The sequence below is a fragment of the Bradyrhizobium sp. CCBAU 25360 genome, assembly GCF_028128695.1.
GTDB lineage: Bacteria > Pseudomonadota > Alphaproteobacteria > Rhizobiales > Xanthobacteraceae > Bradyrhizobium > Bradyrhizobium ottawaense.
On the sequence record NZ_LBJA01000040.1, the window covers coordinates 227,199 to 253,640 of the forward strand.

The window sequence follows — 26,442 nt, forward strand, 5'->3', positions numbered from 1 at the left end:
GTGAGCGAAGGCTGTCCCGCCATAGCCCGAAGGGCGACGGCGGACTTGGGCCGGCAATCACTCTGTTTGCTCCCTTGCGACTGCAGGCCGAGGTAACACCCTAAACGTGTCTCGAAGCTGCTATCCTACCCTCCGGGGAGGGAGCGCGATGAAATACGTCTATATCCTCGAGAGTCTCGATTCCGAGCATTTCTACGTTGGAATTACCGACGACCTGAGGGCTCGTTTGGCAAAGCACAACGCCGGCGAGGTACCGCACACTTCGAAATATGGGCCATGGCGGATACGGACCTATTTCGCGTTTGACGATGCCGCTCGCGCTGTCGCGTTCGAGCGTTACCTGAAATCGGGATCGGGACGCGCTTTTGCCAAGAAGCATTTCTGATCGCGCGCGCTACACCCCCTACTCCCCGATCACCGCGTTCAGCCGATCCCGCAGCGCGACGATCTCGTCCTTCATCGACACCAGTTCCGACACTGAGCAGTCCGAGGCCGCCAGGATCGACTGCGGCACGCTGCGGGCCTTTTCCTTCAGTGCATGCCCCTGCGCCGTCAACGCGATCAGGACCTGACGCTCGTCCTCGCTCGAGCGGGTGCGCCGCACGAGATGGGCGGCCTCGAGCCGCTTGAGCAGCGGCGTCAGCGTGCCCGAATCCAGGAACAGCCGCTCGCCGATGTCCTTGACCGGCACGTCGTCGCGCTCCCACAGCACCAGCATCACCAGATATTGCGGATAGGTCAGGCCGAGCCGGTCCAGCAGCGGCTTGTAGACGCGGTTGAAGGCATGCGCGGCCGAGTAGACCGCGAAGCAGATCTGATTGTCGAGGCGTTGCGGATCGAGGGTCGATAGCTTCCGGGGCATGGAGAATCTCACGGGATTTCCTCCCATTCTGGGGCCGGCGGGCGGCACATTCAATTGCGAACAATTAAATGTGAGCCGCGCTAATTTCAATTGCGCACAATCTAATTGTTTGCGATACAGAGCACACCCCAACCGGAAGACCCGAGGAGACGACAATGTCCGTGAACGTCCTCTACAAGACCAGCGCCAAGGCCACCGGCGGCCGTGATGGCCATGCTGCAACCCTCGACGGCGCGCTCGACGTCAAGCTCACCACGCCGAAGGAGCTCGGGGGCGGCGGCGGCGCCGGCAACAATCCCGAGCAGCTGTTCGCGGCCGGCTATGCGGCCTGCTTCATCGGCGCGATGAAGTTCGTCTCGTCGCAGGGTGGGCCGAAGGTTCCGGCCGATGCCTCCGTGACCTCGACCGTCGGCATCGGCCCGCGCTCCGAGGGCGGCTTCGGTCTCGACATCGATCTCGCCGTCTCGCTGCCGGGCCTCGCCCGCGCGGAAGCCGAGGCGCTGGTCGAGAAGGCGCACCAGGTGTGCCCGTACTCCAATGCCACACGCGGCAATGTCGACGTTCGCCTGACGGTCGTCTGATCGAAAGTGCGGATTGGCTGGCCCGGGATCCCCCTCGGGCCGGCCGCTTCCGCTGATCTGCCAATCCTGATTTGCCATGCCGCGGCATGCAGCCGGCAGTGCATACGCCCCTACGCAACAGGCCATTGCTGGCTTGTGCGAACCTCGCTAGGCCTGTGGCCAAATATCGACACAGGGGAAGCGAAGGCATGAGTTCTGAAGCCGCCAGTTCTGAAGCCGCATTGGGCGCAATGAGCGGATTGCGCGTCATCGATCTCACGCGCGTGCTCGGCGGTCCCTACTGCACCCAGATCCTCGCCGACCACGGCGCCGACGTGATCAAGGTCGAGCCGCCCGCGGGCGACGAGGTGCGCGAATGGGGCCCTCCCTTCCACGAGGAGGACGCGGCCTATTTCGTCGGAATCAACCGCAACAAGCGCTCGATCGGCCTCGACCTCGCCTCCGAGGGCGGCCGCATCGTGCTGCTCAAGATGCTGGAGACCGCCGACGTCCTGATCGAGAATTTCAAGCCGGGCACGCTGGAGAAATGGGGCATCGGCAACGACGTGCTCAGCAAGAAATTCCCGCGCCTCGTGCATTGCCGGATCTGCGGCTTCGGCGCCGACGGCCCGCGCGGCGGCAATCCCGGCTATGACGCCATCATCCAGGCCATGACCGGCATGATCGCCGCGACCGGCTCGCCCGAGAGCGGACCGATGCGGATCGGCGTGCCCTTGGTCGACATCACCACCGGACTTTATGCGGCGATCGGCATCCTGATGGCGCTGTCGGAGCGGCAGCGTTCCGGCAAGGGCCAATTCCTGGAGACGACGCTGTACGAGACCGGCCTTGCCATCATGCATCCGCACACCGCGAATTATTTCATGCATGGCAAGCCGCCGAGCCTCACCGGCAACGAGCATCCCAACCTTGTGCCTTACGCGATCTTCCCGACCAAGACCGACGACATCTTCATCGGTGTCGGCAATGACGGCACCTTCCGCAAGCTCGCCAAGGAGATCGGCAAGCCCGAGCTCGGCACCGATCCGCGCTTTGCCCGCAACAAGGACCGCATCGCCAATCGCGAGGCGCTGCGCGCCGAGCTTGCTGCCGTGTTCAGCCAGCACGAGGCCGAGCCGCTGTGCAATCGCCTGCTCGCCGCGGGCCTGCCCGCCGGGCCCGTGCAGAAGATCGACCAGGCGTTGACCAACCCGCACACGATCGCGCGCGGCGATATTATCGAGAAGGACTGGTACAAGGGCGTCGCCTCGCCGATCCGGCTCGACCGCAGCAAGCCGAGCCTGCGCCGGCTGCCGCCGAAATTCAGCCAGCACTCCCAGGAGGTGCTGGGCGAGTTTGGCTACTCCAAGGCCGAGATCGACGCGATGGTCGAGAAGGGCACCGTCTGCGGCCCCGAGCGCAAGCGGTAGAGGCCACCACCTCCGTCCGACGAATGATGCCGCAGTGCGGCGCGGGCACGATAGTGCACCGCGAACCAATGCGGCTGCCCGCTCCGTCTTCGCCTATTTGCCGTCTTCCCTTTTCCAGCGCTTGCCGCTTTCGTTTCGGCCGCTTACACAGTCATGTGAACGTCATATGGCGCTGCTAGCGCAAGCGCTTCTTTTGACGGACAAGGGAGGTTTACTTGATGGCTCTTCGACACTTTGGGGTGGCTGCCGCATTTGCACTCACGGTTGGCATGACGGCGTCGCCGGCGCTGGCCGTGACGGAAATCCAGTGGTGGCACGCGATGACCGGCGCCAACAACGACGTCATCGTCAAGCTCGCCAACGACTTCAACGCGTCGCAGAGCGACTTCAAGGTCGTTCCGACCTACAAGGGCAATTACGCCGACACCATGAACGCGGGCATCGCGGCGTTTCGTGCCGGCAACGCGCCGCACATCATGCAGGTGTTCGAGGTCGGCACCGCCACCATGATGGCTGCGACTGGCGCCGTGAAGCCCGTCTACAAGCTGATGGCCGAGGCCGGCGAGAAGTTCGATCCCAAGATCTACCTGCCCGCCATCACCGGCTACTACTCGACCTCGAAGGGCGAGATGCTGTCGTTCCCCTTCAACTCGTCGTCCACCGTGATGTGGGTCAATCTCGACGAGCTGAAGAAGGCCAATGTCGCGATCCCGAAGACCTGGCCCGAGACGTTCGAGGCCGCCAAGAAGCTGAAGGCTGCCGGTCATGACACCTGCGGCTTCTCCGGCTCCTGGGTCACCTGGGTCAATCTCGAGCAGCTCTCCGCCTGGCACAACGTCCCGCTCGCCAGCAAGGCCAACGGCCTCGACGGCTTCGACACCAAGCTCGAGTTCAACGGGCCGCTCCAGGTCAAGCATCTCGAAAACCTGGTCGAGCTCCAGAAGACCAAGGTCTACGACTATGCCGGCCGTACCAACACCGGCGAAGGCCGCTTCACCTCGGGCGAATGCCCGATCTACCTGACCTCGTCGGCCTTCTTCGGCAACGTCAAGGCCCAGGCCAAGTTCAACTTCACCGCGGTGCCGATGCCGTATTATCCGGAGGCAAAGGGCGCGCCGCAGAACTCGATCATCGGCGGGGCTTCGCTCTGGGTCATGGGCGGCAAGCCGGCCGACGAATACAAGGGCGTCGCAAAGTTCCTGACCTTCCTCTCCGACACCGATCGCCAAGTCTACATCCACAAGGCCTCGGGCTATCTGCCGATCACCAAGGCGGCCTATGAGAAAGCCAAGGCCGAGGGCTTCTACAAGGACCAGCCCTATCTCGAGACCCCGCTGCTGGAGCTGACCAACAAGGAGCCGACCGAGAACTCGCGCGGTCTGCGCCTCGGCAACATGGTTCAGCTGCGTGACGTCTGGTCGGAAGAGATCGAGCAGGCGCTGGCCGGCAAGAAGACCGCCAAGCAGGCGCTGGATGCCGCCGTCGAGCGCGGCAACACGATGCTGCGGCAGTTCGAAAAGACCGCCGTCAAGTGAGGCGATGAGCGGCAGGCTGGTCCCCCGGCCTGCCGCTTTCGGCGGACACCATGCAGAAGCAAGCCATTTTCCAATCCAGGCTATTGCCTTACGCGCTGGTTGCCCCGCAGCTCGCGATCGTCCTGCTATTCTTCTACTGGCCGGCCCTGCAGGCGGTGATCCAGTCCTTCCTGCTCCAGGACGCCTTCGGTCTGTCGACGAGCTTCGTCTGGTTCGAGAACTATCTCGACCTGTTCAGGGAGCCCGCCTATTTCGAGGCGATCCTCCGCACCTTCTTCTTCTCTTTCGCCATCGCGGTCTCGTCGTTGTCCTTTGCGCTGCTGCTCGCCGTCATGGCGGACAAGCCACTGCGCGGCTCGATGCTCTACCGCACCCTCTTGATCTGGCCCTATGCGGTGGCGCCGCCGGTCGTCGGCGTGCTCTGGATCTTCATGCTGCATCCCTCGCTGGGCATCATCGCGCGCTATTTGCGCGCGATCGGGGTCGACTGGAATCCGCTGCTCGACGGTGACCAGGCGGCAACCCTGATCATCCTCGCCGCCGCCTGGAAGCAGATCTCCTATAATTTCCTGTTCTTCCTCGCCGGTCTGCAGAGCATCCCGCGAAGCGTGCTCGAAGCCGCCGCGATCGACGGTGCCCGTCCGATGCGCCGGTTCTGGACCGTGACCTTCCCGCTGCTGTCGCCGACCATCTTCTTCCTGCTGGTCGTCAACATCGTCTACGCCTTCTTCGACACGTTCGGCATCATCGACACCATGACCCGCGGCGGTCCCGGCAAGTCGACCGAGACGCTGGTCTACAAGGTCTATTCCGACGGCCTGCTCGGCGGCAATCTCGGCAGCTCCGCCGCGCAATCGGTGATCCTGATGGTGATGGTCATCGTGCTGACGGGAATCCAGTTCCGCTTCGTCGAACGCAAGGTGACCTACTGATGGTCGAGGAAGAGGGCTTTCGGCGCTACGTCGCGCACATCATTCTCTGGATCGGAATCGCGATCGTCGCCTTCCCGGTCTACATCGCGTTCGTCGCCTCGACCCAGGACAATGCGCTGATCGCGAACGGGCAGATGTCGCTGCTGCCGGGCGGTCATTTCTTCGAGACCTATTATCAAACCATCTTCGTCGGCACGAGCGGCTCGACCCGCGAGCCTGTCGGCAACATGATGCTGAACTCGCTGGTGATGGCGCTGCTGATCGCGGTCGGCAAGATTGCGATCTCGATCATCTCGGCCTATGCGATCGTGTATTTCCGCTTTCCGTTCCGGATGCCGATCTTCTGGATCATCTTCATCACCCTGATGCTGCCGGTCGAGGTCCGCATCTATCCGACCTACAAGATCGTCGCCGATCTGCACATGCTCGACAGCTATGCGGGCCTCGCGCTGCCGCTGATCGCCTCGGCCACCGCAACGCTGCTGTTCCGACAGTTCTTCATGACGGTGCCGGACGAATTGCTCGAGGCCTCGCGCATCGACGGCGCGGGCCCCTTGCGCTTCTTCTGGGACACGCTGCTGCCGCTGTCGCGCACCAACATGGCGGCGCTGTTCGTGATCCTGTTCATCCTCGGCTGGAATCAATATCTCTGGCCGCTGCTCATCACCACCCGCGACGACATGCAGACCATCCAGGTCGGCATCCGCAAGATGATCACCACCACCGACGCGCTGACCGAATGGCCGATCGTGATGGCGACCGCCATGCTGGCCATGCTGCCGCCGGTGTTCGTCGTCGTCGTCATGCAGAAACTGTTCGTGCGCGGCCTCGTCGAGACGGAAAAGTAAGAAGTGAGTTTTCATGGCTAACGTCACCCTGCGCAACGTCCGCAAGACCTATCTCGGCGGCTTCGAGGCCATCAAGGGCGTCAACGTCGATGTCGGCGACGGACAGTTCTGCGTGCTGGTCGGCCCCTCCGGCTGCGGCAAGTCGACATTGCTGCGCATGGTCGCGGGCCTCGAGACCGTCACCGGCGGCGAGATCGATATCGGCGGACGTGTGGTCAACCAGGTCGAGCCCGCCGATCGCGACATCGCGATGGTGTTCCAGAACTACGCGCTCTATCCGCATATGAGCGTCTACAACAACATGGCCTACGGCCTGCGCAACCGTGGCATGAAGGAAGCCGAGATCAAGTCCCGCGTCGACGAAGCCGCACGCGTGCTCGAGCTCACGCCGATGCTGGAGCGCAAGCCGCGTCAGCTCTCCGGCGGCCAGCGTCAGCGCGTCGCCATGGGCCGCGCCATCGTGCGCCAGCCGAAGGTGTTTCTGTTCGACGAGCCGCTGTCGAACCTCGATGCGAAACTCCGCATCGCGATGCGCGTCGAGATCCGCAAATTGCAGCGCCGGCTCAACACGACGTCGATCTACGTCACCCACGACCAGCTCGAAGCCATGACGCTCGCCGACGTCCTTGTGGTGATGAACGGCGGCCAGGTCGAGCAGGTCGGAAATCCGCTTGCGATCTACGAGAAGCCGGCAACCACCTTCGTCGCCTCCTTCATCGGCGCGCCGCCGATGAATTTGATGTCGACGCGCCCGGAGGAGATCAGGTCGCAGCTTGCGGGCAGCGCGGCGGCCGACGCCGGCATTCTCGGCATCCGCCCGGAAGACTTCGTCATCACCGACCAGACCCCGGGCGGCGGTGTCGCTTTGCCGCTGACGGTGGAGGCGATCGAGCGCGTCGGCGCCGAAACCTTCGTCTACGGCTCGCGCGAGCAGGAAGAGCAGCGTGTCGCCGCCACGCCGGGCGAGTTGCCGCCCGGCGAGATCATCGTCCGCATTCCCGGAACCGAGGCTCCCGCCATCGGCGCGAAAATCCGCGTCGCGGCGCTGCGGGCGAAGCTGCATTTGTTCAGCGGCGACGGGCGGACGCGGCTGGAGGCCTGATCGGTTCCGAAAGGCCGGACAACACAAAACGCGAAAACAACCCCATGCACAGTACAAGGGGGTCTGTTTTTGTTGAGATAAATGGCCCGCCTGATGTCGTCATGCGCGGGCCTGTCCCGGGCATGACGACAGGAAATGGCCAATCCACAGCTTCCCGGCTACCTGCTTGAACCAACACGGGAACATGCCCATATTGCTGATCAAGGGGCGCCTCTCAGGGCCCTGATGCACCAAAGTCGCTTCTGCGAGGACTTTGTAAACTATGTCTCGTGTTCCCACGTTATCCAGTCCGTTCCTGCTGGGCTTCGACGAGATTGAGCGCGTGCTCGATCGCGTCGTCAAAGGCGCCGACGGCTATCCTCCCTACAATATCGAGAGGTGTGGCGGCGCGGACGGCCAGCCCGAGCGCTTACGTATCACGCTGGCGGTCGCCGGATTTACGCGCGACCAACTCGATGTAACCATTGAGGAAAACCAGCTCGTGATCCGCGGGCGGCAGCAGGACGACAAGACCCGGCAATACATCCATCGCGGCATCGCCGCGCGCCACTTCCAGCGCACCTTCGTGCTGGCGGAGGGGATGCTGGTGCTGGGTGCGGATCTGAAGAACGGGTTGTTGTCGATCGATCTGGCCCGGCCCGAACCGGAGAGGATCGTTAAGACAATCGCTATCAATGAGCACGAATAATGGAACGAGTAGCGGACTCGACCGCTTAGTGTTCCAGAGGAGTCGAGACCATGAGTGAAGGTCACGTTGCGTTCGAATACGAAGCCAAGAATGTCTCGCCCGAGACGCTGGCAACCCTTGGCGAAGGCCATATCGCCTATGTGAAGCAGATCCGCTCCGAGGACGTGCCGGGCCTGTTTCCCGAGGCGCCGAAAATCGCGCCGGGCTTAAAACTCTTCGCGCTCCACGCCGCCGACGGCACGCCGATCATGCTGACCGACAGCCGGGAAGCTGCGATCGCCAATGCCTGGAGCAACGAGTTGCAAGCCGTCAGCGTGCACTGAGCGCACGTCGCACGAATAGAGTTTCCAGCGGGCATGCCTTCTTGCGAAGGTGTGCCCGTTTCCATTTTGACGCGATGACGATGCTCGAGGCCGCAGCGTGCTCAACTCTCGAGTCCCGAACGCGCGCTTCAACGCCCCGCCGGCATCAGCGCCCGCATGACGTCCGGCTTCCAGGTTTGACGCGCGCTGTCGAAGGCCGCGAAATCATGGTCGAACTGCCAATAGGCCCATGCCCAGCCAAGCCGGTCCGCACTTCGCGCCACGAACGACAGATATCGCGTCCGGGCTTCGGCCGGAGCGCGCTCGTACACGCCGAACTCGCCGAGATAGATCGGGCGCTTTTCCCTTTCGGACCAGATCCGGATCTTCTCGAAATCGGCGAGAGCCTTCCGTTCGTCCTCCGGCGTGCCCCAATCGAGTGGCCCGATCCGCGAAAACGTTGGGGACCACGGCGCACCCTGATGCGTGAAACGTATCGGCGCGTAATAGTGAAACGTGACGATGAGATTTCTGTCACCTGATGGCAGGGCCAGTTCCTCGACCGGCATGTCATCGACGTTGAGAACGGCAGCAATGACCGTCCGTCCGGGATTGCCGGTGCGGATGATGCCGAGACACTCGTTCAGAAGCGCGTTCCAGCTGGTCGACGTCATCTGCCCGCCGGGCTCGTTGAGGACCTCGAAGACCAGCGTCGGATATCTTCCGGCATAGCGCCCGGCGATTTGCGTCCAGAACGCCTTCAGCTTCTCGGCGCATCCGGACACGGCGCGCTGGCAAGTATCCGTGTCGTGCTCGTCGAGAATGGGGATGAGCTTCCGGGCGAGCACCTCCTCGATCACGGCATCAAGCCGCCTCAAGACGATTTCATCCAGCAGATTCCCTTCGCCCATGAACTTGAAGCCGAAGAAATTGATCCGAACGTGCGAGAACCCGGCCTTTCGGATGGCCGCGAGGTTGTCCAGACGAAATGGCGCGTTCCGGCCTCCCTCCCAGATGCCGTCGTAGCCGAGGATGTTGATGCCGCGCCCCAACTCTCCTGGAGCGGGCGCGGTGCCCTGTCCGGCTGCGTCGGCCTGAGAGCAGATCGCGAGCATGGCTATCGCCAAGGTGAGGCCGAAGGTCACCGACCAGCGGGCGCAGATGGCATTCATGCTGCTTTCTCCATCATGGCAGCAGGGATTGCTGCGGCACCGGCCTGCACACCGCGAAGAAGAACGCGACGAGAAGCACCGACGTGAACATCGTCGAGCGGAGGAACATCGTCTCCGTGAAGTTCGATTGAAAGCTCAGGACGACAAATCCGATGATGAGAGCGCAATGGGAGCGATCGATCGACCGGGTGGCGATCAAGTACAGGACCTTTTCCGAAAACAGATAGACGCTCGCGACGAACAGCAAATATCCCAGAAACCCCGTTTCGATCAGCACCGCGATGTAACCGCTATGATAATTGTCGAGCACCCAGCCATGGTTCTGGTTGAAATAGTCGTAAATCGAAGGGCGCGTCCAGAATCCGTTGATGCCAAAGCCCAGCAGGGGCGCGTCGTTGAAATGGCTGATGGCGTACTGCCAAATGAAGGTCCGCTCGGTCAAGTCGATGGTCGATTCACCGCCGAGATGAAAGGAATCGTACCCCGTCAGATAGAAATACAGGAACAGCAGGGCGGCCAGGATGCACATGATGAATGGCAGCACCGCATAGATTCTCATGCAGCGGATCGACCACATCGAGGTCACCAGCAGTCCACAAGCGGCGACGGCGACGGCGCCGGCACCACGGGATTCCGAGGCGATGACGCACGTCGATGCCAGGAGAAACGTCGCGAGAAAAGCGATCCATCCCTGCCCGGTCATCTTCTGATAGCAGGCAAAGAACATCAGATATGCGCTGATGAAACCGAGCGTCTGCTTCGATTCGTAGATTCCTTGCCACTGGCCGTTGTGCATCCAGCTCTGGTCGACGCCGATCTCGGGCACGAAGATGGCACACAAGGCCGAGGCGGCGACCAGAATGAAGAACCCGAGTGCCGTCGATCCGACGATCTCGTCCACGTCGATACGGATAATGAGGCAGTACGCGCCGAAAGTCGTTATCACGAGAGCCGCACTCTTCATGATCGCTGCAGCGGCGAGGCTGGTCCAGAGAACCGACATGGCGGCAAGGGCGTAGAATGCCACCAGCGCGATGAGGTCAGGATTGGGCTGCACGCGCAGGCAAGGACGCACGAAGGCACTGGCGTAGATCAGGATGACCCACATCAGGAGCGCGACAGCCTGTTGCAGATAGCTCCACTCTGCAGGCAGCAGCGCAGGGTGGAAGACGCCCATCGAGGCGACCACGTTGACGGTGATCGAGCCGCGGATCACGGTTCTGGCAAGCTTCTCGACGCCAGGGCTGGGCGCCTTCCAGATTGCGCTTTCGTGTCCCTCGGAATCTGACGCGGTGCGCAGGCTGGTCATGAGCTGACCACCCCGGCCTGCCCGGCGCAGGCTTCACCACCCATATCGCACGACGCCCTTTCCGGCATAGCTGCGCGTGACGCTCGAGAACTCGCCCTCGAATGTCGCTGCCGCGGACCAGCCGTTCAGCCAAGTCTTCTCCGCCGACGCGGTGACGAGCGCGGCATCGGCGGCTTGCGCTGCGCCGTTGACCACGAAGCTCGAACCGGGCAGCGCCTGGAAGGTCGCGCCGATCGAACGGTCGGGATTGAAATTGTGTGCCCAGGCGAGGCGAACGCGCAGCGTGGCGATGCCGTCGGCCATGGCGAAGGACTTGTCGCTGCGCAGGCCGAATTCGCTGCGGCCGGCGGTGGCGGCGTCCGAAGCGTAGCTGAGAGCGAACGTGTCATTGCCGGTGACCGCCCGCTCGGTATAGGCCGGCAGGTCGAACCTCGTGAACTGGGCCGCCGCATAGGGCGAGATGCCGACACCGCCGATCCACGGCGCCACGAAGCGATAGCCGCCTTCGATCCGAGCGGAATAGGCGTTGGCCTTGAAACGGGCCTGGAGTTGATCCGCACCGGCGATGGTGACGGTGCGATCGGTGGTGACGTCCTGCCAGCCATAGGCCAGAGCGGCCGTGACATAGGCGGCGCCGGCATTGTGCCGCACGAAGGCGCCGGCCTGGAACAGGTCGGAGCGGCCGGTGCCGCCATTCGCGACCGAGAAGCTGGTGCCGCCGCCGGCGAGCGCAAAGCCGGCCACGGTGTGCGGCGACAGCCAATAATCCGCACCGGCGACCGCGCCGACGATCCGGCTGGTGGCGGTGCCGGAGCCGAGCGCCGCGTTCCCGTCGGTGGTCTGCGAGCCACCGAAGCCCGCAGCCCACACGCTCCAGCGGGACTCGAAGGTCTGCGCAGGCGGCGCTTTGCGAGAGATCGCGGCGTAGGCGTCACGCGGGTCGCGGTTAAGCTTGCGGCCGCCGGCATAAGCCAGCGCGCCGCCATCGTCGGCTACGTATCCCGTCGCGCCAGCCGCCGGCGGAGGATTGCTGCGCCCGGCCAGGAAGGGATCGGTCAGCGTGCCCATGAACTGGTTCATGGCGTTGAAGGTCGTCTGCTGCGCGCCGGTCGCGGTCTCGCCCGAGGCTTGCGTCAGGGCGCCCATCAAGGGCGTGCCGGCCAACGCAAACAGCGGGTTGAAGCCCCCCGGCAGCGCCGCGCCTGATATCAGCGGAGCGTCCATCCCCGCCGCCACGTTCCGCACATTGACGCTGGCATTGGCGGGCAGCGTATACGACAGCAGCCCGGGATCGAGCGTCAGCAGCACGTCGTTGCCGGCGTAGCTCAGCCGCGCATTGCGCGCGAAGCTGTTTGCGGTCAGGAAATCCACACCCGTGAAACTGCCGTTCAAATTGCCCGCGCTCGCGATCGTGTAGGTCGTCGTCGTCGCAAGGCGCGCGGTCGGATCCACGACCACCTTGCCGCCGAGGCTCGCCGTGCCCGTGACGTCGAGCCGGTCGGCGGCGTGACCGGCGACGTCCACGACGAACCGGCCGCTCGCGCCCTGGACGAAATCGCCGGTCAGCGTCGTGGTGCCGACCGTGCCGACGCCAAGCGGCGCCAACGTGCCGGCGTTGCTCAGCAGATTGCCGGCGCCAAGGTCCACCGTCGCACCGCTGTCAAACACGCTGCCGGCGAGATTGTTGAAGGCATTGCTGCCGCCGCCGAGCGCGACATTGCCGATGACGATGCTGGAATTGTTCACGGTGTCGTTGCCGGTGGTTGCCAGCACGGCATTGAGCCCGCCGGCGACCTTCGCCGTCGCGCCGATGGTGACGGTGTTGGTTGCGCCGCCGTCCAGCCGGATGCCCGTCAGCGCGCCGGACAAGACGCCTCCGCTGACCGTGACCTGGAGATTACCGCCCCCGCTCGCGTTGATGGCGTTGCCTGAGGCCGACGAGACAGTGCCGATGCTGGTCACCGTGACATCGCCGGGTGCATAGGCGTGAATGCCATCGGCAAATGCGCTGACGGTCCCGCGGCTGATGACCGAGGCGAAGCCGCCGTGCGATTGAACGCGAATTCCTTCGCCTGCGGTGGAGACAATGTCGCCGGTGCTGTCCACCGTCGCGAGATATCCGGGCACATTCGACATGAGCGCGAAGATGCCATAGTCGGTCGCGCTGATGTTTCCCCGGCTGGTGACCCCGACTGCAGCTTGCCCGACGATGTACATGCCGGAGCCGTGGCTCGCGGCGATGTTGCCGACGCTGTTTACCCCGACACCCATTCCGGTCGCGGCGATGCCCGTATCGCGGCCAGTGAGGTCGCCGCGGCTGGTGATGCTGATGCTGTCCCCCGCCGCTATGAACAGTGCGTTGCGTCCAGCCGAGATGTTGCCGTTATTCACGACCGTCGCGGAGGCGCTCGAGTTGTCGATGTAGATTCCGTCGAGTGTCACGGCCATGTCGCCGCGTTGCGAGACAGCGATGTCGCCGAAGACGGAATATGCAGCGATCCCAACGGCACCTGTGATGTTTCCCGTGCTGCTGACGGTAACCCCGAAGTCGGCGGCGGCCAGAATTCCGCTGGCAGCGGCGTTGATGTTTCCGAGTGTCGTGACACTTACCGTGGCAGCGCGTGTTTCGGCGAACACCCCGTAGGTCGTCCTGGACGTGATGTCACCCGTGTGCGCGACAACGATGTTGCCGTTGCTTCCTCCAGGCCCTTGGTATCGCGCGTGAATGCCGTCGCTATACGCGTCGATCGTGCCGCTACTGGTGATCCTTATGTCGGTGGTACCGAAGAAACCGCCGGTCGTGGTGACGTAGATGCCGGCGCCGCCGGCCGAGCTGATATTGCCTGCGTGATTGATCGTCACGTCGCCGTCGGTCGAGGCGGAGACTGCGTCGGTGATGCCTGTCGTCCTGATCGTCCGCTGCGAGAGGTCAGTGTTGATCGTAATGCTGCCACCGCCGCGATGGTAGGAAATGGCGGCGACGCCTGAAGCCGGCGCGATGTCGGTCGTCAGCGCATTGACGTTGAGCGTGCCGACCGCGGCCTGATCGAAATCGGCGGCACCGATTCCAGCCGATTGATCGCCGCTGCAGGTGGCCGCGCCTCCGACCGTCGTGCAGCTGGCAGGCCCGGCCAACGCCGATCCCGGTTGGGCCAGCCAGGATGCACAGCTTGCCACAGTGGCGAGCAGCGCCAGGCGCAAGCCGCTGCTCGCATCGGGCCGTTCTCCCGCCGCCGCGCCACGACGCAACGGCGCGCTTCCATTCCGTATCACGTCTGCTCAGTCCCATTGGTCTCGAGCGACTCTTAGCGGACCTTGACGCCGCCCGATGTGCCGTGCGTCTCAAACGGGAAGATTTTGATACCGTCTACCTTGGCTATCCAACGGTGCGCATGCCACGACGCTGCCAACGCCGTGCGATCTGGAAGGCCACACAGAGCAGGGGAAAGCGACGTCAGGCCGCCGTTGCCGGCGGCAGCGCCAGCACGGAATAGATCGCCTGGGCATCGCGCGAAGCGCGCAGCTTCTTGGCGATGTCCTGGTCGCGCAGCAGGCGGGCGATGCGGGCGAGCGCCTTGAGATGATCGGCGCCGGCGCCTTCGGGGGCGAGCAGCAGGAAGACGAGATCGACCGGCTGGCCGTCCATCGCCTCGAAATCGATCGGGCGGTCGAGGCGTGCGAACAGGCCAAAAATCTTTTCGAGCTTGGGCAGCTTGCCGTGCGGAATGGCAACGCCATAGCCGACCGCGGTGGTGCCGAGCTTCTCCCGCTGCAGCAGCACCTCGAACACGGAGCGTTCGTTCTGCCCGGTCAGCTCGGCGGCCCTGGCCGCGAGCTCCTGCAGGGCCTGCTTCTTGCTGTTGACCTTCAATGCCGGGAGAATCGCCTCGGGTGCGACCAGATCGGTAATCGGCATGGAGGGTTTCCGAGGTGAATTAAACCGTCAGGTTCCGAATTGGCCGGCTTGGAGAGAAACCACGCCGGGCCGGCGTCAAGAAGGTCAAGCAGGAGGAGGACTTAGCCCAAATCCCGTTAAGTCCTGATGTGGGGCGCTTCTACTCCAACGCAATCCCGGTGCCAACTCCCGCGTGCGGCTTTGCCCCGGTCATTGTTAAGGCCTGCGGATAATACGGGGCCGGGTTTCTTGCCTATCCCCCGGCCCTGCTGTTCCCCTTGCCATCCGCGCCGGCATCCGTTTTGGCTCCGGGCGGGTCGATCCAGCCCACATTGCCGTCGGCCCGGCGGTAAATGATGTTCACCCGGCCGCTGGAGCCATGCTGAAAGACCAGGCAGGGAGCCCCGCTCAGGTCGAGTTCCATGACGGCCTCACTGACCGACAGCGGCTTCAGCGAGGTGGTGGCCTCGGCGATGATGACGGGGCTGTAGCCGGTGACCTCGTCCTCGCCCTCCGGGGCCTCGAGCACGTAGCTGGTGGCATCGAGCGCAGCCATCGCTTCGGAGGCGACATGGGCCTTGCGGGCGGAGCGGTCCTTGAGCCGGTTCTTGTAGCGGCGCAGCCGCTTCTCGATCATCAGCAGCGCCTGATCGGCGCTGGCATAGGCATCCGGCGCGTTCGAATCGGCCTCCAGCGTGATTCCGGAATCCAGGTGCAGGGCGCAATCGGTGCGGAAGCCGAAGCCGTCCTTGCTGAGCGTGATGTGGCCGGAATAATTGCCGTCGAAATATTTGCGCAGCACCTCGTCGGTGCGGTCGGAAACGCGGCCGCGCAGGGCCTCGCCGACGCTGATGCTCTTTCCCGAGATTCTGAGAGTCATGTGATGCCTCGCTTGGTTCACGTGCTCGCGGTGCGATGCCACGTCATCGCACCTCTGGAATATTGCCTGCGCATGATCTCGCCGCAAACGCCTTTGGCGCTTGTCGGGAAGCAAAACCGCTGGACACTTTTCCGGATCATGCGCGTGCTTGGATCCGTCTCGACGGGAGGTCGAGAGTAGCGCGATTTCGCGCCAGCGCAATCAGGCCGGTTCGGTGTTGCGGGAACGATCGGACAAGGCGGTAGAGAGGACGTTACCAAGAGCGCTCTGCTTGTCGCGGCGACGTTGCACCGAGGAAGGAATGCGCATGGCTTCGCGGTACTTCGCGACCGTGCGGCGGGCAATATCAATGCCCGAGGCGCGCAAGCGTTCCACGATGGTGTCGTCCGACAGGATCGCCGCGGGCTCCTCCGAATCGATCAGCTGCTTGATGTGGTGGCGCACGGCTTCGGCGGAGTGCGCCTCGCCGCCGTCGGCCGAGGCGATCGAGGCGGTGAAGAAATATTTCAGCTCAAATGTGCCGCGATTTGTCGCCATGTACTTGTTGGCGGTGACGCGCGACACCGTGGATTCATGCATCTGGATGGCGTCGGCGACGGCCTTTAGATTCAGCGGCCGCAAATGCGCGACGCCATGGGTGAAGAAGCCGTCCTGCTGGCGCACGATCTCGGTTGCAACTTTCAGGATGGTGCGGGCGCGCTGGTCGAGTGCGCGCACCAGCCAGGTCGCATTCTGGAGCGCGTCGGTGAAATAGGACTTGTCGCCGTCCTTGCCGATCTTCTTCGACAGCTCGGAATAGTAGGTCTGGTTGACCAGCACGCGCGGCAAGGTGTCGCTGTTGAGCTCGACATGCCAGCCGCCGTCGGGACCCGGGCGGACATAGACGTCGGGCACCATGGTCTGCAGACGCGCCGAGCCGAACTTCATGCCGGGCTTGGGATTGAGGCGGCGGATCTCGCCGATCATGTCGGCGATGTCCTCGTCGTCGACGCCGCAGATCTTGCGCAGGGCCACGATGTCGCGCTTGGCCAGGAGATCGAGATGCTCGACCAGGGCCTGCATCGCGGGGTCGTAGCGGTCGAGTTCGCGGAGCTGGATCGCCAGGCATTCGCTCAAATTGCGCGCACAGACCCCGGGCGGATCGAATTTTTGCAGCACGGCAAGAACGCCCTCGACGTCGGCTTGCGTCGCGCCAAGGCGCTCGGCGGCCTGGCCGAGGTCGCCCGGCAGATAGCCGGCCTCGTCGACGAGGTCGATCAAATACTGGCCGATCATGCGCTGGGCAGGTGCGGTGAAGGCCACCGAGAGCTGCTCGGCCAGATGGTCGCCGAGTGTGGTTTCCGCGGCGACGAAGGCTTCGAGATTGTAGTCCTCGTCGCCGGAGGCACCGCCGCCCCATTCCGTATAGGTGGTCGGCGCTGCATCCTGGGCGTTGCGCGCTGCGGCCTCGGCCGGCTCCTCGGAGAAGACGTTGTCCAAGCCCGTATCCAGGGTCTGCTCGATCTCGGCGCGGGTGCCGAGATCCTTGCTCATCCATTCTTCCTGGCCGGGCTCGAAGGCCTCGCCGCTGCCGCCAAAGCCATCGTCGCCCTGACTGTCACCCTGGCCGCCGGACTCCTCGCTATCGCTGTACTGGCCGGCCTCGGCCGGGGCCTCGCCCGCGGGGGCCTCGTCATTGGCCCGTTCCAGCAGGGGGTTACGCTCGAGCTCCTCTTCCACGAAGGTCGTGAGATCGAGATTGGACAATTGCAGCAGCTTGATCGCCTGCATCAACTGCGGCGTCATGACCAGCGACTGCGATTGCCGGAACTCTAATCTCTGCGTGAGCGCCATGAAGCAAGAACCGTTCCCAAAAATTGGTCCGATTTTTGCTTATCCTAGTCCGGGCCCGATGTACACGTCTTGACGAAACCCAAAAACGGGCTAGAGGCGGAATTCCTCGCCAAGGTAAAGGCGGCGCACGTCCGGATCGGCGACGATCTCATCCGGGCTCCCCTCGGTCAAGATTTCACCGGCATAGACGATGTAGGCGCGATCGGTGAGGCCGAGCGTCTCACGGACATTGTGGTCGGTGATGAGCACGCCGATGCCGCGATTGGTGAGATGGCGGACGAGGTCCTGGATGTCGCCGACCGCGATCGGGTCGATGCCGGCGAAGGGCTCGTCGAGCAGCATGTAGTTCGGACGCGTCGCCAGCGCGCGCGCGATCTCGACGCGGCGCCGCTCGCCGCCGGACAGCGCGATCGACGGTGATTTGCGCAGCCGCGTGATGTTGAACTCGTCGAGCAGCGAATCGAGCTGCTGCTCGCGCTTCTTGCGCGAGGGCTCCACCACTTCGAGCACGGCGCGGATGTTCTGCTCGACGGTGAGGCCGCGGAAGATCGAGGCTTCCTGCGGCAGATAGCCGATGCCAAGTCGCGCGCGCTGATACATCGGGAGCTTGGTGACGTCGTGGCCGTCGAGCTCGATGGCGCCGCGATCGGCCTTGATCAGGCCGGTGATCATGTAGAACACGGTGGTCTTGCCTGCGCCGTTCGGACCGAGCAGGCCGACCGCTTCGCCGCGGCGCACATAGATGCTGACACCGCGCACCACCTGGCGGCTGCCGAAGGCCTTTTCCACGCTATGCACAGCCAGGAAGCCCGGCCGCTTCAGGAGCTGCGGCCCACCGCCGTTCGGCTTGGCGGCGGCCCTGACGGGGTGAACTGCCGGCTGGCGCGGCGCCTCGGCTTGATAGTCGCCTTGATAGTCGTCCGGGAACTGATCGGGCGCATGGATCGCCTGGTCGCGGGCCATCGGCGCGTCCCGGATCGGGCTGGTCACAAGCCCGCCGACGCCGTCACCGAGCGCGGTGATGTCCTGACGCGCAAATCCTGGCCGGCCGCGCTTGGCGGGGCGCCGACGGAACATGCTGAAGAGATCGACCATCCCCGCCTTTTAGCCTTTCGCGACGATCCTGCGCGAATTCGCGCGATCTGCCGCACCGGTCGTTCGACTAGCCGGTGCAGCATGAGTGAAGGGATGTCTCATGCCCAGTGAAACACGCCCGAAAAGCGGCGGACCCCGCTACGAAAGCCCTGCGCGCTAGATACAGTCTCGCCGGCCAAGCTTCAACCTCGGTTCGGCCGCATCCGAACCAAGCTGTTGAATTCATTTCGGTTTAGTTGCGCCGGGCAATTGCAAAGGCGGCGCCCCGCCGGGCTTGCCCGAACCGCAATCATTGCCGCCGCCCTGGGGCAGCAGGGCCTGAACCCGGCCGTTGTCGGATTCCACCCGCGACACGCCCGTCGTCATGTCGACCATCAAACGGTCGCCGCGCAGCACGTTCTTGCACTGCGTCAGGACGACCTGGCCGCCGCCGCCCAGCAAGGTGATGAGATTGGTCCTGGTGTCGAACACGGCGGTCTCGCCGGTCACCACCTGGTCCTTCTGGGTGACCACGACATTGCCGCGCGCCTCCAGCCGTTTGATCGAGGAACTGCCGCCGGGGCCCGGCTGCGCCGACTGCATCGGCACGCCCTTGGCCGCCTTGGCCGCAGGCTGCGGCGTGGCGGGCTTGTCGCCGCCCGACTCGTAGAACACCACCAGGGTTTTCGAGGTCATGGTGGTGTCGCCCTGGACGACCTTCACATTGCCGGCGAAGGTCGCCTCCTTCTTCTTGTCGCGCATCTCGAGCGAGGCGGCCTCGATCTGAATCGGCTGATCACGGTTCTGCGAAAAACCCTGCATCGCGTTCGGCACGCCCTGCATCGTGCTCTGCGCAAAAGCGGTGCCGGTTGCAGCAAGCACGACAATGGCGGCGAGCGCAGCTGCACTGAAGATGGCGCTGCGCTTGTTGTCGTTGCGCGGAAAAGACTTGATCATGAAATCACTTTGAATTGGCAGATTTGTTCTTTGACTTGGCCGGCGGCGCCGCCGGCGCGGGCTCGGCCGGCGCAGGCTGAGCGGCGGCGGGGTCATCCAGCTTGTCCAGATGCATCACCACATTGCCCTCGAAGCGGATGACGTCGCCGCCTTCCGTAATGCGTAAGCGGTCCGCGGTCAGCGTGCCGTTGGTCAGCTTGACGTCGACGCGCTCGTCCGAGGAGACCGTGCCCTTGCCCATGTCCACGAAGGCCGAGTTCAGCCGGGCCTCGTAGCCGGTTGAGGTTCGCAGGAAGATGTCCTTGTGCAGATCGAGCTGCTGCTGCTTGTTGTCGAAGCGGCCGGTGCGGGCATCGAGGAACAGGGTGGATTGATCCTCCATCAGCACTTTCGCGCGCAGGTCGGAGAGATCGACATGATCGGGATCGGTGATGTCCTGTGTCGCAGTCTTGGCCCAGAGCTCGTAGGGCCGCTGGTCCGGCGTGTAGCCCGCCAGATGCGGCGATTCCATCGTGATCTTGGTGCCCGACACCACCAGGTTTCCGGAATCGAGCGGCAGCTTCGGCATCAGCATGCGGAACGGATTGAAGACCGAGACGCCGACGATCGCGGCCATCGACAACAGCACTGCAGCCGGCACCGCGAGGCGCAGAATCCGCACCAGACGGCTGTGGCGCGCCGCGCTGGCAAACTTCGCCGCAAGCGCGGCGTCGTAGGTGGGATTGTGGGCCGAATTCACCTGAGCTCCTGAGGTGCCGCTCGCCAGGCCGGGTTGCAGGCCGCTCCATTGTACCCGTGACCGCCGCAATATGCAGCCTTGTACATATCAGGCTTGGACAGGCCGCATGAAAGTGTCCGAAACGGGGCGCAGCCCGAAGTCTAACCGGCGGGCGAGGGCTCAGGAATGCGCGAAAATGTCCTCCTCCGCCCAGCCCTGGAGGTCGAGCAGGGCGCGGGTCGGCAGGAAGTCGAAACAGGCTTTGGCCAGCGCGGTGCGGCCCTCCCGCACCAGCATGGCGTCGAGCCGTTCGCGCAAGGCATGCAGGTGCAGCACGTCCGAGGCGGCATAGGCGAGCTGCGGCTCGGTCAGGCTGTCGGAACCCCAGTCGCTGGATTGCTGCTGCTTGGAGAGATCGACATTGAGCACCTCGCGCACGAGGTCTTTCAAGCCGTGGCGATCGGTGTAGGTGCGGGTCAGGCGCGAGGCAATCTTGGTGCAATAAATCGGGCCGGTCATGACGCCGAAGGTCTGGTACAGCACCGCGACGTCGAACCGCGCGAAGTGGAAGATCTTGGTGATGGCGGGATTGGCCAGCAGCGCCTTGAGGTTCGGCGCGTCGGTGTGTCCCTTGGGGATCTGCACCACGTCGGCGCTGCCGTCGCCGGGCGAGAGCTGCACCACGCAGAGCCGGTCGCGGTGCGGGTTCAGCCCCATGGTCTCGGTGTCGATCGCCACCGCTCCGGTGTAGCGGGACAGGTCGGGCAGGTCGCCGCGATGCAGGCGTACGGTCATGGCGTTTCAAAACCTCGGGTCTAATCGGTGCGTCGGCAAATAGCGAGTTCGGATTGCCCGCGATGTAGCCATTGCCGGCGGGCCGCGCAAGCACGGGCTTCGCTCAGATCGCCGCCAGCATGATGCAGATCATCGCCGCAACCGCAATGCGGCTGGGGCCGTCGCGGAAGGCGTACAGAATCGGGTCATCGGGCATCTCGCGGCGATGCGCCATCATCAGGGCGCGGCCGAACCAGTACAGCAGCAGCGGATTGAGCAGCCACAGCATCCAGGGACGGCTGTACAGCGGCGTCACCGCGGACGAGGAGACGTAGAGCGAGAACACGGTCACCGCGTTCATCGCGCTCGCCGCCGCCATCGCGGCGATGATTTGCAGATCGGTGACGCGATAGTCGCGATTGGAAGGATCGGAAAGGCCGGCGCTCTCGCGCATGCTGAGCTCGCTGAAGCGCTTGATCAGCGCCAGCGACGTGAACACGAAGAGCGAGAAGATCAGCAGCCATTCCGATAGCACCACGCCGACGCCGACCGCGCCGGCGACGATGCGAAGCGTGTAGAGACCGGCGAGCGTGACGATGTCGACCAGCATCTTGCGCTTGAGCGCGAGCGAATAGGCGATGGTGGTGACAAGATAGGCGCCGAGCACGCCGAGAAACAGAGGCGAGATGCAGAGGCCGGCCACGACCGCGAACAGCCACAACGCAGGGATCGCTGATAGCGCGGACGAGATCGGCAGATCGCCGGCCGCCAGCGCGCGATGGCGCTTGGTCGGATGCTGCCGGTCCGCTGCGAGATCCAGGAGATCATTCATCAGATAGGCGCCAGACGCACAGGCCGAGAACGCCAGGAACGCCAGCAGCGCGGAGCCAAAGCTGGCAAAATTCAGCTGATGCGCGGTGATGACAGGTACGAACACCAGCGTGTTCTTGGCGTATTGATAGACGCGCAGCGCCTTGGCCCAGGTCCTGAGGCTGGTCTTGAGGCTGGCGTTGCGGCTGCCGCGGTTTTCGATGCGCTCGATGGCGCCGCGGTCGAACGGCAGGCTTTCGCCTGCAGCCAGATCAGCCGGCGCAACGACACCGTCAAAGCCGAGATGCGCGGCAATGCCGGCGGCGTGGTGGGCGAAGCGGCCGGCCACCAGATAGATCTTCGCGCCCCGCGCCCGCGCAGCGAGCGCCCGGTTCAACACGTCGGAATCATAGGGCAGATGGGCGTAGTCGATCTCGGCGCGCGCCAGGATATCCGTGAGTGCCGCCATGCCCGGTCGTCCGCCCGCGCCGAAGCGGGCGAGCATGCGGCCGGGGCTGGAGAACAGCGCCTCCATCAGCAGCTCGGACCGCAGCAGGCCGCCTTCGAGATCGATGACGAGCGTCCGCGTGGCCGCCGCCGTGACCAACGGCTCGGGCACGCCAGGATCATACTGCCGGGCAGGCTGCTCCATCCGAAAACGCTCTGACTTGCCGCAAACTGACCGGCATCCGGCCGGGGAGCAGGGAAATGGACGGTCAGGACACTAGGGGAGCATTCGCTAAGGGCGGCTTAATCGGGGCTGCCAGGAGCAGCGAGAACAGGGTGGGGCGCGGCCGCCAATCTGGCGACAAACGAAGACTTATCAATGAGATAGTGCTCAGAAGCGCTCACGGCGTCTTCTTCTGCGCAGGCACGGCCGGCTTCACGGGCGTCGCCTGGGCTTGCGGCTGGGGGGATGCGGCTTCCGGGGTTGCGATCGCGATGGCGATCAGACGCCATTGCCCGGCCACGGTCTGAAACGTGAGATCGAACTGGATCTGCTGCGGCCGGGTCGGGATGTAGCCTGCCAAGCGCAGCATTCCGCGCTGATCGAGCGCGGGCGCGTCGCTGAATTGCGGCGCCAGCAATGCCGCACCGTAGAGATCGAAGTTGCGGCGCCGCAGATCGAGAAAATTCAGCGCGAGATCGGCGGCGGTGTTGCGCGCCTGGAAATCGGGCGCAGCAAGGTCGCGCAGCACCGTGTAATTGCCCGTGCGGTTGGCATCGTTGAGCGTGAGCAGCGTCGAGCGGATCAGATAGAGAGCCTGCTCCAGTGTGACGGGCAGCGACGGCAGCGCGGCAGCCGCAGCCTGCGCAGGCGTCTTCTGCTGCGCCATCGCCCCGTCGCTTCCGCAGCACAGCAGCAGCGCCAGTGCCGTCACGGCTCGCGCGATCAATTGCATCGAATTGCCAAAGCCTGGCATCACCAGCCGACACGCATTCCGACGCGGCCGCCCAATCCGCCGCCGTTGGTGCCGTAGGTCAGGCCGCCGCTGGCCTGCACATGCTCGCTGACGCGCAGCGCCGCACTCATGGAGAGCGCATTGGTGTTCTGAAACGTACCCCAGTTCATGCTCATCGCGATCTTCTCGGACGGCATCAGCCAGGGCGAGCCTGACATCGCAAAGGCCATCGCGACGCCGTTGATCGCCTTGCCGGTCCTGCCGTCGAGGTCGTTGAGGCGGGCATTGATGCCTGCGAGCTGGCTGTTGATGCTTGCGATATCCGCGGGGCTCGCAAACCCGAGTGCACTGAGCGAGGTGGAGGCGAGATTGCCGGCCGCGTCCGTGGTGACGAGTTGCACGGGTCCGGACTGCGCGGCCGCGCTCGCAGCCGAGGTGACGCCTGTCATCGTGTAGGTATTGCTCGCGGTGCCGTAGACCTGCTGGTTGGCGCGGGTCGCGGTGGCGCCGTTGCCGATCGCGGTGGAGTTGGCGAAGGTTGCGGAGGCGCCATTGCCGAAGGCCGAGGAATTTGCGCCGGTTGCGTAGGAGCCGTTGCCCACCGCGGTGTTCGCAACACCGTTTCCGCTCGCGTTGGCGCCGTTTCCGACCGCAATGTTGAAGCTGCCGGTGCCGCTGGCATTGGATTGCGTGCCGTTCGCGATATTGCTCGAATTGGCGCCGTTGGCATTCGCCAGATAGCCGGCCGCCGCGTTGGAGCTGTTGGCGCCAAATGCGAGGGCGGCGTTGCCGGTGGCGACGTTATTGCTTCCAGACCCGCTCGCATTGGTGTTCAGGCCGGTCGCGATATTGAAGCTGTTGTCGCCGGTCGCGTTGGAGTTGACGCCGGTCGCGATGTTGGCGCTGCCGTTGCCGAAGGCGTTGGCGTTGCTCCCCGTCGCGGTGTTGGCGCTGGCGTCACCGTAGGCCTTGGCGACAAACCCGTTCGCAACATTTCTGCTGTTGTTGCCGGAGGCATTGGAACTGCGCCCTGTCGCGACGTTCCTGCTGTTGTCTCCGTTGGCCAGGGCGGTCAGCCCGGATGCAAGATTGCCGCTGTTGTTGCCACTGGCATTGGCTCCGGCGCCGGCCGCGATATTGGTGCTGTTGTCACCGCCGGCTTTCGCGTTGTTTCCGGACGCCATGTTTTTGCTGCCATCACCGCTGGCGATGGCTCCCGCTCCGGTCGCGCTGTTGAAGCTGTTGTTGCCGCTGGCGTTGGCATTGTTTCCGGTCGCAATATTGGAGCTGCTGTGGCCGCTGGCGTTGGCGCCGGTCCCGGTCGCGGAGTTGTTGCTGCCGTTGCCGTCAGCGGAAGCGGACGGCCCGCAGGCAAAATTGCTCGCTGAGCCGGCCGCCGTGGCGCCTTGCTCAGACGCGGCACCATCCACGCACACGAACTGGGCCCGGGCTTCCGGCCCGCCGGCGCAGGCCGCGATCACGGCAATGAGCGCCGTTGCAAGAAAAGCGGTGACCGGCGCCCGCAATGAAATGGTCATGTTCGTTCCCCACCCCGTCTTCCAAACCCGCAACCGGCAAGAAGAGGAAGAATGAAGACCGCCGTCACTTCCAGCCCCAATTCACTTCCAGCCCCCAAGCCGCCACCACGCCAACGCGATCGACGTTTGGCGACTCTCAAAGCATGCGGCCCGTGGTTTTGGGAAGACGCGCGATGCACGAAAGCCTGCGCGGCCTATCGTCCTCCCATATTCATGGGGGCCGCCCGGTGTCCCGGCTTCTCAATCCGCGCACTCGTTTCGCGAAGAGGCGGACGGTTTGCCGAATGCCCGGCTGTTGCATGGAACCCACAACTCGGCGCGAGCTTCTTTTTCCGGCGGAATGAGTGGCCCGCGGCCCCTGAAAATCGCCCCAAGCCACCCCATCTCCCAGTTTCTCTCCCCGCGACCCATGAATCGAGATCCATGACCGAACAGACGCTCGCCGCGCCGATCGACGATCCATCAGGACGCCAGCGCGGCTTCTCGCGCTATCAGGCGCTCCTCATCGCGCTGCTGGCGTTCACGCAGTTCACGATCATCCTCGACTTCATCATCATGTCGCCGCTCGGGGCCATCCTGATGCCCGCGCTCGACATCACGGCCGGGCAATTCGGCGTCGCGGTGTCGGCCTACGCGTTCAGCGCGGGCATTTCGGGCGTGCTGGCCGCCGGCTTTGCCGATCGCTTCGATCGCAAGCGCCTGCTGCTGTTCTTCTATGTCGGCTTCACGCTCGGCACCATGCTCTGCGCCGCCGCGCAGAATTATCACGTGCTGCTGCTCGGCCGGATCGTGACCGGATTGTTCGGGGGAGTGATCGGCTCGGTGGTGCTCGCCATCATCACCGATCTATTCCCGCTGCACCTGCGCGGCCGCGTGATGGGCTTCGTCCAGACGGCGTTCGCCGCGAGCCAGGTGCTGGGTATTCCGGCCGGGCTGTTTCTCGCCAATCACTGGAGCTGGCACGTCTGCTTCATTGCGATCGTGATCGTGTCGATCGCGGCGATCGCCATCATCGCCTTCGCCATGGAGCCGGTCGACGCGCATCTGAAATCGAAGCAGGACAAGAACCCGTTCCACCATCTGATCGCGACGATCGGACAGCCGCGCTATACGCTGGCCTTCGCCGTCACGACGCTGCTGGCGACCGGCGGCTATATGCTGATGCCGTTCTCCAGCGCCTTCACCGTGCACAATCTCGGCATCGACATCACGCACCTGCCGACGATCTATCTCGTCTCCGGCCTGTTCAGCATCGTCACGGGGCCACTGGTCGGCAGGGCAAGCGATGCGTTCGGCAAATATCCGACCTTCGTCTTCGGCAGCGTGGTGTCCGTCATCATGGTGCTGATCTACACCCATCTCGGCCACGTCGCGCTTACGACCGCGATCCTCGTCAACGTGCTGATGTTCGTCGGCATCTTCTCGCGCATGATCCCGTCGCAGGCCCTGATGTCGGCAATCCCCGATCCCGACCAGCGCGGCTCCTTCAGCGCGGTCAGCGCCTCGCTGCAGCAGCTCTCCGGCGGGCTCGGCTCGGTGCTCGCCGGCGCGATCATCGCGCAAGCACCCGACGGCTCGCTGATCCATTTCGACCGGATCGGCTACGTCGTCGTCGCCTCTGCGATCGTCTCGCTGGTCGCGATGTATTTTGTGCAGAAGGCGGTGGCGGAGCGGGCGGGGAAAAGGGTGGTATGAGGGGCAGCAAAGGCGACTGAGCCGGCAGACCGTGCATCGCATGCGTGACGATCAGGACGCCGCCCACGGCGCTCTTGCGCGTTGGGACGCGATAGCCAGTGCGTGCCTTAACCGGTCCCGCCGTC

25 protein-coding genes are annotated in these 26,442 nt (G+C 64.2%); 11 read left to right on the forward strand and 14 right to left on the reverse strand.

Annotated features, from left to right (window positions below):
• The first annotated feature begins 148 nt into the window (after nucleotides 1-148).
• The gene (locus XH81_RS20520; protein ID WP_018645072.1) at nucleotides 149-385 is read left to right on the forward strand and encodes a GIY-YIG nuclease family protein; all 237 of its coding nucleotides are present in this window, start codon (nucleotides 149-151) and stop codon (nucleotides 383-385) included.
• A gap of 18 nt (nucleotides 386-403) precedes the next feature.
• Here the strand turns inward: XH81_RS20520 and XH81_RS20525 are convergent, their stop codons facing one another.
• The gene (locus XH81_RS20525) at nucleotides 404-862 is read right to left on the reverse strand and encodes a MarR family winged helix-turn-helix transcriptional regulator (protein ID WP_028139469.1); all 459 of its coding nucleotides are present in this window, start codon (nucleotides 860-862) and stop codon (nucleotides 404-406) included.
• Nucleotides 863-1,017: 155 nt separating this feature from the next.
• On the opposite strand from XH81_RS20525, the gene XH81_RS20530 reads away from it, so the two are divergent.
• From XH81_RS20530 to XH81_RS20565, 8 genes are all read left to right on the forward strand, one after another.
• Complete coding sequence (locus XH81_RS20530) at nucleotides 1,018-1,443, forward strand: organic hydroperoxide resistance protein (protein WP_018323436.1); 426 nt, start codon at nucleotides 1,018-1,020, stop codon at nucleotides 1,441-1,443.
• A gap of 188 nt (nucleotides 1,444-1,631) precedes the next feature.
• Nucleotides 1,632-2,852, forward strand: coding sequence for a CaiB/BaiF CoA transferase family protein (locus XH81_RS20535; protein WP_038972336.1), 1,221 nt, complete (start codon nucleotides 1,632-1,634; stop codon nucleotides 2,850-2,852).
• A 218-nt stretch (nucleotides 2,853-3,070) separates the two neighbouring features.
• Entirely contained in the window at nucleotides 3,071-4,387 is a 1,317-nt protein-coding gene (gene ugpB / locus XH81_RS20540; protein ID WP_212428951.1) for a sn-glycerol-3-phosphate ABC transporter substrate-binding protein UgpB, read from the forward strand.
• Nucleotides 4,388-4,437: 50 nt separating this feature from the next.
• Complete coding sequence (gene ugpA / locus XH81_RS20545; protein WP_028139466.1) at nucleotides 4,438-5,319, forward strand: sn-glycerol-3-phosphate ABC transporter permease UgpA; 882 nt, start codon at nucleotides 4,438-4,440, stop codon at nucleotides 5,317-5,319.
• Nucleotides 5,319-6,167, forward strand: coding sequence for a sn-glycerol-3-phosphate ABC transporter permease UgpE (gene ugpE / locus XH81_RS20550; RefSeq protein ID WP_028139465.1), 849 nt, complete (start codon nucleotides 5,319-5,321; stop codon nucleotides 6,165-6,167). Before ugpA ends, ugpE begins: the two co-directional genes overlap by 1 nt.
• 13 nt (nucleotides 6,168-6,180) lie before the next feature.
• Nucleotides 6,181-7,269, forward strand: coding sequence for a sn-glycerol-3-phosphate import ATP-binding protein UgpC (locus tag XH81_RS20555; protein WP_028139464.1), 1,089 nt, complete (start codon nucleotides 6,181-6,183; stop codon nucleotides 7,267-7,269).
• A gap of 262 nt (nucleotides 7,270-7,531) precedes the next feature.
• Nucleotides 7,532-7,957 carry an Hsp20 family protein gene (locus tag XH81_RS20560; protein ID WP_028139463.1) on the forward strand — a complete coding sequence of 142 codons (426 nt, stop codon included), beginning with the start codon at nucleotides 7,532-7,534 and terminating at the stop codon, nucleotides 7,955-7,957.
• A 50-nt stretch (nucleotides 7,958-8,007) separates the two neighbouring features.
• On the forward strand, nucleotides 8,008-8,280 hold the full coding sequence (locus XH81_RS20565) for a DUF1150 family protein (protein ID WP_007598581.1): 273 nt from the start codon (nucleotides 8,008-8,010) through the stop codon (nucleotides 8,278-8,280).
• Between the two features lie 128 nt (nucleotides 8,281-8,408).
• Here XH81_RS20565 and XH81_RS20570 read toward each other — a convergent pair whose 3' ends face one another.
• The 13 genes from XH81_RS20570 to XH81_RS20630 all read right to left on the reverse strand — a co-directional run bounded on the left by XH81_RS20570 (nucleotide 8,409) and on the right by XH81_RS20630 (nucleotide 24,268).
• A complete protein-coding gene (locus XH81_RS20570) occupies nucleotides 8,409-9,431 on the reverse strand; it encodes a glycoside hydrolase family 5 protein (RefSeq protein WP_212428950.1) in 1,023 nt (340 codons plus the stop codon).
• 13 nt (nucleotides 9,432-9,444) lie between these two features.
• Nucleotides 9,445-10,740: an O-antigen ligase family protein gene (locus tag XH81_RS20575; RefSeq protein ID WP_212428949.1), complete on the reverse strand. Its 1,296-nt coding sequence runs from the start codon at nucleotides 10,738-10,740 to the stop codon at nucleotides 9,445-9,447.
• 33 nt (nucleotides 10,741-10,773) lie between these two features.
• Nucleotides 10,774-13,875, reverse strand: coding sequence for an autotransporter outer membrane beta-barrel domain-containing protein (locus XH81_RS20580; RefSeq protein ID WP_212428948.1), 3,102 nt, complete (start codon nucleotides 13,873-13,875; stop codon nucleotides 10,774-10,776).
• A gap of 319 nt (nucleotides 13,876-14,194) precedes the next feature.
• Complete coding sequence (gene ptsN, locus XH81_RS20585; protein ID WP_014438750.1) at nucleotides 14,195-14,656, reverse strand: PTS IIA-like nitrogen regulatory protein PtsN; 462 nt, start codon at nucleotides 14,654-14,656, stop codon at nucleotides 14,195-14,197.
• A gap of 232 nt (nucleotides 14,657-14,888) precedes the next feature.
• Nucleotides 14,889-15,515: a ribosome hibernation-promoting factor, HPF/YfiA family gene (gene hpf, locus XH81_RS20590; protein ID WP_028139460.1), complete on the reverse strand. Its 627-nt coding sequence runs from the start codon at nucleotides 15,513-15,515 to the stop codon at nucleotides 14,889-14,891.
• Nucleotides 15,516-15,716: 201 nt separating this feature from the next.
• The gene (gene rpoN / locus XH81_RS20595; protein WP_028139459.1) at nucleotides 15,717-17,348 is read right to left on the reverse strand and encodes an RNA polymerase factor sigma-54; all 1,632 of its coding nucleotides are present in this window, start codon (nucleotides 17,346-17,348) and stop codon (nucleotides 15,717-15,719) included.
• 90 nt (nucleotides 17,349-17,438) lie between these two features.
• Entirely contained in the window at nucleotides 17,439-18,443 is a 1,005-nt protein-coding gene (lptB, locus tag XH81_RS20600; RefSeq protein WP_028139458.1) for an LPS export ABC transporter ATP-binding protein, read from the reverse strand.
• Nucleotides 18,444-18,665: 222 nt separating this feature from the next.
• A complete protein-coding gene (locus tag XH81_RS20605) occupies nucleotides 18,666-19,379 on the reverse strand; it encodes an LptA/OstA family protein (RefSeq protein ID WP_271596348.1) in 714 nt (237 codons plus the stop codon).
• Nucleotides 19,380-19,383: 4 nt separating this feature from the next.
• Entirely contained in the window at nucleotides 19,384-20,118 is a 735-nt protein-coding gene (gene lptC, locus XH81_RS20610) for an LPS export ABC transporter periplasmic protein LptC (protein WP_028139456.1), read from the reverse strand.
• A 159-nt stretch (nucleotides 20,119-20,277) separates the two neighbouring features.
• Nucleotides 20,278-20,892, reverse strand: coding sequence for a ribonuclease D (locus XH81_RS20615; protein ID WP_018323452.1), 615 nt, complete (start codon nucleotides 20,890-20,892; stop codon nucleotides 20,278-20,280).
• Nucleotides 20,893-20,995: 103 nt separating this feature from the next.
• Nucleotides 20,996-22,300, reverse strand: coding sequence for a UbiA family prenyltransferase (locus XH81_RS20620; protein WP_063615298.1), 1,305 nt, complete (start codon nucleotides 22,298-22,300; stop codon nucleotides 20,996-20,998).
• 229 nt (nucleotides 22,301-22,529) lie between these two features.
• Nucleotides 22,530-23,084 (reverse strand): hypothetical protein, encoded by a 555-nt coding sequence (locus XH81_RS20625; protein WP_245448715.1) that lies wholly within the window; start codon nucleotides 23,082-23,084, stop codon nucleotides 22,530-22,532.
• 20 nt (nucleotides 23,085-23,104) lie between these two features.
• Nucleotides 23,105-24,268, reverse strand: a complete 1,164-nt coding sequence (locus XH81_RS20630) for a YadA-like family protein (protein WP_038974773.1) — start codon at nucleotides 24,266-24,268, stop codon at nucleotides 23,105-23,107.
• Between XH81_RS20630 and XH81_RS20635 the strand changes: the two genes are divergently transcribed.
• Both XH81_RS20635 and XH81_RS20640 read left to right on the forward strand, forming a co-directional pair.
• A complete protein-coding gene (locus tag XH81_RS20635; protein WP_131233042.1) occupies nucleotides 24,267-24,677 on the forward strand; it encodes a hypothetical protein in 411 nt (136 codons plus the stop codon). The two genes, XH81_RS20630 and XH81_RS20635, sit on opposite strands and share 2 nt — an antisense overlap.
• Nucleotides 24,678-25,045: 368 nt before the next feature.
• Complete coding sequence (locus XH81_RS20640) at nucleotides 25,046-26,317, forward strand: MFS transporter (protein ID WP_028139452.1); 1,272 nt, start codon at nucleotides 25,046-25,048, stop codon at nucleotides 26,315-26,317.
• Nucleotides 26,318-26,442 lie beyond the last annotated feature (125 nt).